Origin of the sequence: Bradyrhizobium sp. 1 (assembly GCF_023073315.1) — a bacterium.
Taxonomy (GTDB): Bacteria; Pseudomonadota; Alphaproteobacteria; order Rhizobiales; family Xanthobacteraceae; genus Bradyrhizobium.
In genome coordinates, this window is sequence record NZ_JADPJH010000002.1 from 286,959 (window position 1) to 296,822 (window position 9,864).

General features: G+C 64.9%; 9 protein-coding genes. All 9 read right to left on the reverse strand.

Features of this window, described 5'->3' with window-relative positions; translation table 11 throughout:
* Positions 1-58: 58 nt before the first annotated feature.
* The gene (chvE, locus tag IVB29_RS01240) at positions 59-1,132 is read right to left on the reverse strand and encodes a multiple monosaccharide ABC transporter substrate-binding protein (protein WP_247501567.1); all 1,074 of its coding nucleotides are present in this window, start codon (positions 1,130-1,132) and stop codon (positions 59-61) included.
* 70 nt (positions 1,133-1,202) lie between these two features.
* Positions 1,203-2,081, reverse strand: coding sequence for an SMP-30/gluconolactonase/LRE family protein (locus tag IVB29_RS01245; protein WP_247501779.1), 879 nt, complete (start codon positions 2,079-2,081; stop codon positions 1,203-1,205).
* The gene (locus tag IVB29_RS01250; protein WP_247501568.1) at positions 2,081-3,160 is read right to left on the reverse strand and encodes an aldose epimerase family protein; all 1,080 of its coding nucleotides are present in this window, start codon (positions 3,158-3,160) and stop codon (positions 2,081-2,083) included. Before IVB29_RS01250 ends, IVB29_RS01245 begins: the two co-directional genes overlap by 1 nt.
* 2 nt (positions 3,161-3,162) lie before the next feature.
* Positions 3,163-4,089 (reverse strand): Gfo/Idh/MocA family oxidoreductase, encoded by a 927-nt coding sequence (locus tag IVB29_RS01255; protein ID WP_247501569.1) that lies wholly within the window; start codon positions 4,087-4,089, stop codon positions 3,163-3,165.
* A 2-nt stretch (positions 4,090-4,091) separates the two neighbouring features.
* Positions 4,092-4,856: a FadR/GntR family transcriptional regulator gene (locus IVB29_RS01260; protein WP_247501570.1), complete on the reverse strand. Its 765-nt coding sequence runs from the start codon at positions 4,854-4,856 to the stop codon at positions 4,092-4,094.
* Positions 4,853-5,833, reverse strand: coding sequence for a galactofuranose ABC transporter, permease protein YjfF (gene yjfF / locus IVB29_RS01265; protein ID WP_247501571.1), 981 nt, complete (start codon positions 5,831-5,833; stop codon positions 4,853-4,855). Before yjfF ends, IVB29_RS01260 begins: the two co-directional genes overlap by 4 nt.
* Positions 5,830-6,822 carry an ABC transporter permease gene (locus IVB29_RS01270; RefSeq protein WP_247501572.1) on the reverse strand — a complete coding sequence of 331 codons (993 nt, stop codon included), beginning with the start codon at positions 6,820-6,822 and terminating at the stop codon, positions 5,830-5,832. Before IVB29_RS01270 ends, yjfF begins: the two co-directional genes overlap by 4 nt.
* Complete coding sequence (locus IVB29_RS01275; protein ID WP_247501573.1) at positions 6,819-8,363, reverse strand: sugar ABC transporter ATP-binding protein; 1,545 nt, start codon at positions 8,361-8,363, stop codon at positions 6,819-6,821. The genes IVB29_RS01270 and IVB29_RS01275 overlap by 4 nt, the downstream gene beginning before the upstream one ends.
* A gap of 116 nt (positions 8,364-8,479) precedes the next feature.
* Positions 8,480-9,445 (reverse strand): galactofuranose ABC transporter, galactofuranose-binding protein YtfQ, encoded by a 966-nt coding sequence (gene ytfQ, locus IVB29_RS01280; protein WP_249806171.1) that lies wholly within the window; start codon positions 9,443-9,445, stop codon positions 8,480-8,482.
* Positions 9,446-9,864 lie beyond the last annotated feature (419 nt).

Genomic DNA, 9,864 nt, shown 5'->3' on the forward strand with positions numbered 1-9,864 from the left:
AGGCTCCCCCTCACCCCGACCCTCTCCCCGCAAGCGGGGAGAGGGGAAAGAAGAACCCTTACTGGAACTGCGACTTCTTGTAGTAGCCGCTGTCGACCAGCACCTTCTCCCAATTGTCCTTATAGACCACGACCGGCTTGAGCAGGTAGGACGGCACGGTCTTGGCGCCGTTCTCGTAGGTCTTGGTGTCGTTGACCGTCACCTGCTTGCCGGCGAGGGCAGCGTCGACCATGTCGGCGGTCACCTTGGCGAGATCGCGGGTGTCCTTGAAGATGGTCGAGTACTGGTCGCCGCGCAGCATCGCCTTGATCGAGGGCACCTCGGCGTCCTGGCCGGAGATGATAGGCATCGGCTGGTCGGCGCTGCCGTAACCAACGCCCTTCAGGGAGGAGATGATGCCGATCGAGAGACCATCATAGGGCGACAGCACGGCGTTGACCTTCTTGTTGCCGTAGTAGGCGCTGAGCAGATTGTCCATGCGGGCCTGCGCGGTGGCGCCGTCCCAACGCAAGGTCGCGACCTTGTCCATGCCCATCTGGCCGGAGGCGACGACGAGCTTGCCGCTATCGATGTAGGGCTTCAGCACGCTCATCGCGCCGTTGTAGAAGAAATAGGCGTTGTTGTCGTCGGGCGAGCCGCCGAACAGCTCGATATTGAACGGACCCTTGCCCTCCTTGAGGCCGAGCCCCTTCTCGATCGACTGCGCCTGGAGCACGCCGACCTGGAAATTGTCGAAGGTCGCGTAATAGTCGACGTTCGGCGTGCCGCGGATGAGGCGGTCATAGGCGATGATTGTGATGCCCTTGGCCTTGGCCTGCTTGAGCACGTCGGACAGCGTGGTGCCGTCGATCGCGGCGATCACCAGCGCCTTGGCGCCCTTGGTCACCATGTTCTCGATCTGCGAGAGCTGGTTCGGAATGTCGTCCTCGGCATATTGCAAATCGGTGTTGTAGCCGCGCTCCTTCAGCACCTTGACCATGTTGTTGCCGTCGTCGATCCAGCGCGCCGACGATTTGGTCGGCATCGCGATGCCGACGGTCGCCTTGTCCTGCGCGGAGGCGGTGACGCCTGCTACCATCGTTGCAGCGCCGGCCAGCGCCAGCGCCAAAAATGTCGTCTTCAGTTTCAGCATGTTTCACTCCCTTGGGTGTCAGACAGTTTCTTCGTGTCGTCGAGAATTTGGGTGGGCTGCTTCGGATCTCCTATGCGAGCTTGACGTCAGGCTCCGCGCGACCGCGAGCGGATGCCTCGAGTAGAAAAGTGCAGCCGGCTTGCGGATCGGCGGCGCGGGCTGCTGCGTCCATATCCTGCCAGGCCGAGGTGACGAGCAGGCGCGACAGATCAGGACCGACGAAAGCGGGGCAGCTCGACTGCGTGGCCGGCACGCTGAGCGAACGCAGGCGCTCGCCTTGCGGCGAGTAGACGTCGATACGGCCGGCGCCCCAGCACGCGTTCCAGATCTGCCCGTCGGCGTCGCACACCGAGCCGTCGAGGCCGCCGATGCCGGAGTGGCGCAGCAGCACCTCCGGCTCGCCGCGCGGCAATCCGGTCGCGGGATTGAGCGGCACGGAATAGAGCACCGCGCGCGCGGTGTCGGTGAAGTAGCCGGTCGCGCCGTCAGGCGAGAAGCAGATCGAATTGGGAATGCTGATGCCGGGAAACAGCGTCGAGATCTTGCCGCGATGGAACGCGTAGATCGCGCCCGCCCCGCGCTCGGCGTTCTTGCCCATGGTGCCGATCCAGAACGTGCCGGACTGGTGCACGCGGCAATCATTGGAGCGCGTCGTAGGATTGTCGGCTTCGAGCGGACAGAACAGCGTCATCGCGCCGTCTGTGAGCATGCGGATGTAAAGGCCATCCTCCGCCACGATCAGCTGCCGCTCGGCATCGATGCGCCCGAGTGCGCTCGCCATCCGGCCAAGCGCGTGGATGCGGATCGCGCCACTGCCGAGATGCGCCTCGAACAGACGCCCCTCGCGAATGTCGAACCACCAGGCGGTATCGGTGGTCACATCATAGGTCGGCCCTTCGCCGAGATGACATTGTTCGGCCGACAGAACGGAGGTCGGCACCTGTTCCATCATGGCGCCCTCACTGCAAAGCGATAAACGGTGTGATGCCGATAGACTTTGCCGGGATCGAGGCGTGGGCTCGGGAAATCCGGCCGGTTCGGCGCGTCGGGCCAGATATGTGGCTCAAGGCACATGGCGTCCGACTGCCGGATCAGCTTGCCGCCTTTACCCGAGATCGTGCCGTCGAGATAGTTGCCGGAATAGACTTGCAAGCCGGGCTGATTGGTGAGGAGCTCCATGATGCGCCCCGAACGCGGCGCCTCCAGCCGCGCCGCGAGGGCAAGCTCGCCATCGCGCCCGAGGCAATAGGTATGGTCGTAGCCCTTGCCGTTACGCAATTGCTCGTGGCCTTCGCGGATGCGCGCGCCCACGGTCTGGCTGTCGCGGAAGTCGAACGGCGTGCCGGCCACTGCGCGCGGCGGCTCCGGCAGCGGGATCGAAGTCGGATCGATCGCGAGGAAATGCTCGGCTGCGACCGTCAGCTTGTGGTCGAGAATGGGCGTGGCTGAGGTCGCGCCTTCCAGATTAAAGAAGCTGTGGTTGGTGAGATTGACGATGGTCGGACGATCCGTCCGCGCTTCCATCATGAGCGACAGCTCGGCCGGGCCGGTGACGCGATAGGTCAGGCGCACATCGAGCTTGCCGGGATAATTCTCCTCGCCATGCGGGCTCGTATAAGTGAGCGTCACTGCGGGCTCGGCGCCCTCCTCGATCGCGGCAATATCCCAGAGCTTGCGATCGAAGCCGTCGAGGCCGCCGTGCAGCGCATTCGGGCCGCTGTTGACGGGAAGCTGCACGCTCTCGCCGTCGAGCGAGAACTGTCCCCTGGCGATGCGGTTGGCGTAACGGCCGGCGGTGGCGCCGAAGAATTTTCGTTCGGCGAGATAGCCGGCAAAGGCGTCATGGCCGAGCACGACATCGTCATAGCCGCCCTTGGTATCCGGCGCGATCAGTGCCTGGATCACCGCGCCGTGAGTGATGATGCGGGCTTCGAACCCGCCCTCCCCGCGCAGCACGATGCGCTCGACCTTGCGGCCATCCGGCAGCGTTCCAAAAACGTCTTTTTCTATCTTCTTTGAGCCGGCCATGTTCAGTCCACAAAAGGTTCGACGATGTTGCGCCTGCCGAGCAGGAAGGCGTCGGCGACGAGACGAAGTGGTGCCAGATCGACGTCGCTTGCACCTGTTGCGGTGAGCTTGACGAAGCGCCGGTACAGCTCGCGATATTCCTGATCGGGCGCCTCGGCAACGGCTTTGCCGTCAATCGCCATGATCCGACCGCCGCGGGACAAATTCATCCGGCCCTGATCGGTTTCCGCGACGATATCCCAGCTTTGCGGCCCGGTCTGGCGGAAATCGAACTCGGCGGTGATTGGCAGGCCGCCAATGTCAGTCAACGTCAGGTTGGCGGCGATCGGCGCCTGGCAATTGGCGGGAAAGGCCAATTCGGCCGCGGTGACGAACACCGGCTTGGGCAGGATGCGGGTCAGGATCGACAGGGCATTGATGCCGGGATCGAACACGCCGAGCCCGCCGGGCTCCCAGATCCAGGCCTGTCCGGGATGCCAGACGCGGACGTCTTCCTTCCAGTTGATGTGCACGGACTTGATCCGGCGGCTCGCCAGCCATTCGCGAGCCGGCTCGACCGCGGGTGCGTAGCGCGAATGCCAGGTCGCAAACAGCGTGCGCTTCGCCTCCGTCGCCATGGCAGTCAGCGGGTCCAGTTCGGCAACGCCGGTGCCGGGCGGCTTCTCCAGCATGACATGCTTGCCGGCGGCGAGCGCTGCTGCCGCCTGAGCGCGCCGCACCTGCGGCGGCGTGCAGAGCGAGACCGCGTCGATCGGCGGTCCCTTCTCCAGCAATTCTTCGATGGTGGCGAAATGCGGCAGGTCCGGCAGCGAAGCATTGCGGCTCGCGACGGCCGCAAGGGTCGCGCCCGGCACGGCAGCGATCGCGCCGACATGCTGATCGCGCGCGATCTTGCCGAAGCCGACGATGGCGATGCGAAGGTCGGGCACGCTTATTCTCCAGTCTCGGCAGACGGCAGCAGGTCCGCGGTCACGATCACCGTGCCCTCATGGCGGCGCATGCCGTTGTGAATGACATAGACCATTGCTTCCGACGCGGCCTCGGCATCGCCGGCCGCAATGGCATCGACGATCTTCTGATGCCAGAGCAGCACGGTGTCGCGGTCTTCGGTCTCAACCGGTGCGCTGAGCAGGAACGAGGCGCGCAAGGCGGCCTCGATGACATGCCCGATCGAGCGCATGAACAGATTGCCGGACGCGCGCGCTACCGCGACGTGCAGTGCGAGATCGGCGTCGGCGAAGCTGACGGAATCGGACGCCTCGCGGCGCATGCGCTCCATGCTGCGCCGAAGCTCGGCGATATCCTCCTCGGATCGCTGTCGTGCTGCGAGGATGGCTGCACGCGGCTCGACCGCGAGACGGATCTCGGCGAGATCGTTGAGGAAGCGCTTGTCGATGCCGGCGTCGAGATGCCAGGCTAGCACGTCGGCGTCGAACATGTTCCACGCCGCACGCTCGCGCACGACGGTGCCGACCCGCGCCTTGGTGGTGAGCAGTCCTTTTGCGACCACGGTCTTCACGCTCTCCCGCAGCACCGGCCGCGACACGCCGAACATCGCGATCATCTCGGCATCACCAGGAAGGCGCGTCCCCTCCGCGTAGCGGCCGGCGATGATGTCGACGCCGATCGAACGGGCCACTTCCGCGTGGTTGGAGTGAGCCCGCCGTGTCGGGATGACGACGATGCGCGAGGTCATGTGGTTGCTCCCGCACGCTTCGTCACCGGCCGGCGCGCCAGCGCGACCAGTCCCTGCTGCAAGGCAATGAAGGCAAACAACAAGACGCCGGTCGCGATCTTGGTCCACCAGCTCGACAGCGTGCCGTCGAAATTGATGTAGGTCTGGATCATGCCCTGGATCAGCACGCCGAGGAAGGTACCGATCACCGAGCCCTGCCCGCCCGTGAGCAGCGTGCCGCCAATCACGACGGCTGCGATGCTGTCGAGCTCGACGCCGACGGCGGAGAGCGAATAGCCGGCGCTGGTATAGAAGGAGAAGACGATGCCGGCGATGCCTGCGAGCAGGCTCGACAGCATGTAGATTTTGACCGTCATCTTGCCGACGGCAACGCCCATCAGGCTTGCGGTCGACCGGCCGCCGCCGAGCGCGTAGACATTGGCACCGAACCGCGTGAGCCGCAGCAGCAGAACGCCGCCGATCACGATCACGAGCATGATGATCGCAATCGCGGTCAGCCGGCCGCCGCCGGGCATGCGGAGCGCAAAGTCCGATACCGTCGAATAGACCGGCGCGGTGATCGGCACCGATTCCGTCGAGAGCAGGAAGCTCGCGCCACGGGCCAGGAACATCCCGGCCAGCGTCACGATGAAGGGCGGCAGGTCGAAGACATGGATGATTGCGCCCATTGCCGCACCAAAGGCCGCCGAGAGCGCGAGAATGGCGACGAAGGCCAGCAGCGGCGGCACGCCCCATCGCTCGATCGCCAGCGCCACGAACACGGTGGTGAAGCCGATCACCGAGCCGACCGAAAGGTCGATGCCGCCGGAGATGATGACGAAGGTCATGCCGGTCGCGACGATGCCGAGGAAGGCGTTGTCGGTGAGGAGATTGCCGACCACGCGGGTCGAGGCGATGTTGGGGAACTGCACGGCGCAGAGCGCAAAACCCGCGACGAGCACGAATGCTGTGATGAGGACCGGCGGCAGGCCTTTCATGGTTTGGTCCCCCGTAGCCGCGCCACGACGCCCGAAATGCCGGACAATTTCGGCGATTGCAGCAGAAGCACTGCGAGCACCACCACCGCCTTGACCAGCAAATTGAATTCCGGCGGATAGCCCGACAGCAGAATGCCGGTGTTCATGGTCTGGATGATCAGCGCGCCCAATACCGCGAGCACGAGGCTGAAGCGGCCGCCGAACAGCGAGGTGCCGCCGATCACCACGGCAAGGATCGCGTCGAGCTCGAGCCAGAGACCGGCATTGTTGGCATCCGCACCCATGATATCGGCGGCCGCGATCACGCCGGCGAGCGCGGCGCAGACGCCGCACCAGACATAGACCGCCAAAATCATCGCACGCGTGCCGACGCCGGCAAGTTCGCTCGCGCGCGCATTGCCGCCGGTCGCCTCGATCAGGAGGCCGAGCGCGGAGCCGCGCACCACGGCGCCGGTGAGGATCAGCATGCCGAGCGCGATTGCGACCGGCATCGGAATGCCGAGGATGGAGCCGTTGCCGAGCCAGACCAGGTCCGGCGAAGAGAAGGTCACGATGCGCCCTTCAGTGATGAGCTGGGCGATGCCGCGGCCGGCGACCATCAGGATCAAGGTCGCCACGATCGGCTGCATGCCGAGAACGGCGACGAGAAAACCGTTCCACAAGCCACAGACGAGGCCAGCGCCGAGTGCCGCCGCCAGCACGACCGGCAGGCCGTGACTGTCGGCGAGGCTCGCGGCGATCGCGCCCGAGATCGCCATGATCGCACCGACCGAGAGATCGATGCCGCGCGTGGCGATCACCAGCACCATGCCGAGCGAGAGCAGCGCCACCGGCGTGCCGCGATTGAGCACGTCGATCAGGCTGCCAAACAGACGGCCGTCCTGGAGGCGCAGGTCAAAGAATTGCGGAGACACGACACGGTCGACCGCGAGGATCACGATCAGCGCCAGGATCTGGGCAAGGCCACGGCGCGGCAACAGCGCTGTCATGTGTGGGCCTCAAGCGCAACAGTGACGCTGTCGGCAGCAATGGCTGCGAGAATGTTGCCGACGTCGATCGCCTCACCCGCGAGCTCCTCGACATGGACGCGGTCGCGCAGCACCACGACGCGGTCCGAATAGGTCACAATCTCGTCGAGTTCGGAGGAGATCACCAGCAGCGCGAGCCCGTCGTCGCAAAGCTCGCGGATCAGGCGGATGATCTCGGCATGGGCGCCGACGTCGATGCCGCGCGTGGGTTCATCCAGCACCAGCAGCCGCGGCGAGGTCGCGAGCCAGCGCGCGAGCAGCACCTTTTGCTGATTGCCGCCGGAGAGCAGGCCGACGGAGCGCTCCGGATCGGGCGGACGGATGTCGAGCATCTTGACATAACGCTTCGCGATCTCGTCCTGCTCGCGGCGCGACAGCGGCCGGTGCAGACCGCGCTTGGCCTGGAGCGCGAGCACGATGTTCTCGCGCACGCTGAGCTCGGCAACAATGCCGTCGGTCTTACGCTCCTCCGGGCAATAGCCAAAACCGTGGCGTACGCCGTCGCGCGGCGAGTGGAGCCGCACGGGTGCGCCCTCGACCGTCGCCTGCCCGCGATCGGCGCGCTCGGCGCCGAACACCAGCCGCGCCGTCTCGGTGCGGCCCGAGCCGAGCAGGCCGGCGAGAGCGACGACCTCGCCATGGCGCAGCTCGAGATTGAACGGGGCGACATAGCCGGCCTTGCCGTAATTCTCGAAGCTGGCGCAGATTTCGCGCGCCTTGTGTTCACCTTCCGAGGCCCGCGCGCTGGTGGTTTCCGCGAGCTCGCGCCCGAGCATCATCCGGATCAGCTCGAGCCGCGGCAGCGAGGCGGTCTCGCGCTCGCCAACGAGGCGGCCGTTACGCAAGACCGTGATGCGGTCGGAAATCTCGTAGACCTGATCGAGGAAATGGCTGACGAAGACGATGCCGATGCCGCGCTTCGCCAGCTGGCGCATGATGCCGAACAGGATCTCGACCTCGTGGCGGTCGAGGCTCGCGGTCGGCTCGTCCAGGATCAGCACGCGCGCGGAGAGATCCACCGCGCGGGCGATCGCGGTGACATGCTGGATGGCCACTGAATAATTGCCGAGCGGTGCGGCAACATCGATGTCGAGACCGAAGTCGGCGAGCAGTGCTTTGGCGCGGCGACGCATCTCGCCTTCACGCACGATGCCGAAGCGCATCGGCTGGCGGTCGAGGAACAGGTTCTGCGCCACCGAGAGGTTCGGCAGCAGATTGACCTCCTGATAGACGGTAGCGATGCCGGCCTGAAGCGCAGCTTTCGCCGAGCGCGGCGCGACCTCTTCACCGCCCAGCCTGACAATTCCGGCATCGCGCGGGAATACGCCGGTGACGACCTTGATCAGCGTGGACTTGCCGGCACCGTTCTCACCGAGCAGCGCGTGGATCTCGCCGGCGCGAAGCGTGAAGTCGACCGCCTGCAACGCACGCACCGCACCAAAGCTCTTGCTGATCCCGCGCACCTCCAGCAGGGGCGGAGCAGGATCAAGGCCGTTCTCCATGGCAAATTCACTCCCACCGGTGCCCGCTTGTGACGCGGACACCCAGCCTATTCGTTGGCACAGCGGATTCGAAGGGGCTTGCCGGACCACGAGACGCGGTCCGGCAAGGTGCCGCCTCAGTAACCGAGGCCCTTCTTGCCGTCGTATTCCTTCTGCGGATTGTCGGCGGCCGTGAGCAGCCTGGATTCGGTCTGAATCCATTTCGGCGGAACGGTGCCCTTCTCCTTGAACGCCGCGACGGCATCGAAGGCCGGACCGGCCATGTTCGGCGTCAGCTCGACCGTTGCATTGGCCTCACCGGCGACCATCGCCTTGAAGATGTCGGGGACCGCATCGATCGAGACGGTGAGGATGTCCTTGCCGGGCTTGAGGCCGGCTTCCTTCATCGCCTGGATCGCGCCGACCATCATGTCGTCATTGTGGGCATAGACCGCGCAGATGTTCTTGCCGCCGCCTTCGGCCTTGATGAAGCTCTCCATCACTTCCTTGCCCTTGGCGCGGGTGAAGTCGCCGGTCTGGCTGCGCACCACCTTCAAATTGGCGTGCTTGGCAATCGCGGTGTCAAAGCCCTTCTTGCGGTTGGCGGCGACGCTGGCGCCGACCGTGCCCTGCAACTCGACGACATTGCAGGCCTTGTCACCGACAGTCTTGGCCAGCCAGTCACCGGCGACTGCGCCTTCGTGCACGCTGTCGGAGGTCACGGCGGTGAGATAGAGCTCCTTGCCGGAGGGATCGATGTCGCGGTCGAGCAGCACGACCGGGATCTTGGCTTCCTTGGCTTCCTTCAACACCGAGTCCCAGCCGGTCGAGACGACGGGCGCGAGGAAGATCGCATCGACATTCTGCGCGATGAAGGAGCGGATCGCCTTGATCTGGTTCTCCTGCTTCTGCTGCGCGTCGGCAATCTTGAAATTGACCTTGCGCTTGGCGGCCTCCTGCTTGGAGACCGAGGTCTCGGCCGCGCGCCAGCCGGATTCCGATCCGATCTGCGAGAAGCCGATGGTGAGCTCGGCGGCATTCGCCGGCAGCGCGAGCAGCAACGCGGCCGTGGCGCTGGCCGCAAAGAGGGCTTTAGGGGTCATCAGGCGTGTCTCCCAAATGTTTATCTCTGGCGCCGGTTGGTAGCATGGCACCTAAAGGCCGGCCTTTGAGGCGGCGGGAGGGACTATTTCACGGAAGATTGGTTCCGTATAGTCATATTATCTGACTAATTGGAGGGACCGCGCACTGGCGGAATGGGTGGTCTAATGACACACCCAGCGCGATTTTGTTCCCGAGATACAACGGGGAGATGAAGGAAATTTATGGGCGTAGTCGCCGCGAAGACGGTGACAGACGAACCCACAGCTTCTCCTTCCGTCACCCCCGCGCAATGGCGAAGCCATTGCGCGGGGGTGGGCGGGGAGAGATAGGCGCTCGCTGCTCAATCCCTTTATTGCAATGACGATGTAGATGGAGTTCTGCGCATCTCGACCAAATCGACTCGCGGAGAGTCCCCCTC

What these genes read in the sequence shown, in the direction of transcription:
- chvE (WP_247501567.1), bottom strand. Translation starts at nt 1,132, where the DNA reads ATGCTGAAACTGAAGACGACATTTTTGGCGCTGGCGCTGGCCGGCGCT.
- IVB29_RS01245 (WP_247501779.1), bottom strand. Translation starts at nt 2,081, where the DNA reads ATGGAACAGGTGCCGACCTCCGTTCTGTCGGCCGAACAATGTCATCTC.
- IVB29_RS01250 (WP_247501568.1), bottom strand. Translation starts at nt 3,160, where the DNA reads ATGGCCGGCTCAAAGAAGATAGAAAAAGACGTTTTTGGAACGCTGCCG.
- IVB29_RS01260 (WP_247501570.1), bottom strand. Translation starts at nt 4,856, where the DNA reads ATGACCTCGCGCATCGTCGTCATCCCGACACGGCGGGCTCACTCCAAC.
- yjfF (WP_247501571.1), bottom strand. Translation starts at nt 5,833, where the DNA reads ATGAAAGGCCTGCCGCCGGTCCTCATCACAGCATTCGTGCTCGTCGCG.
- IVB29_RS01270 (WP_247501572.1), bottom strand. Translation starts at nt 6,822, where the DNA reads ATGACAGCGCTGTTGCCGCGCCGTGGCCTTGCCCAGATCCTGGCGCTG.
- IVB29_RS01275 (WP_247501573.1), bottom strand. Translation starts at nt 8,363, where the DNA reads ATGGAGAACGGCCTTGATCCTGCTCCGCCCCTGCTGGAGGTGCGCGGG.
- ytfQ (WP_249806171.1), bottom strand. Translation starts at nt 9,445, where the DNA reads ATGACCCCTAAAGCCCTCTTTGCGGCCAGCGCCACGGCCGCGTTGCTG.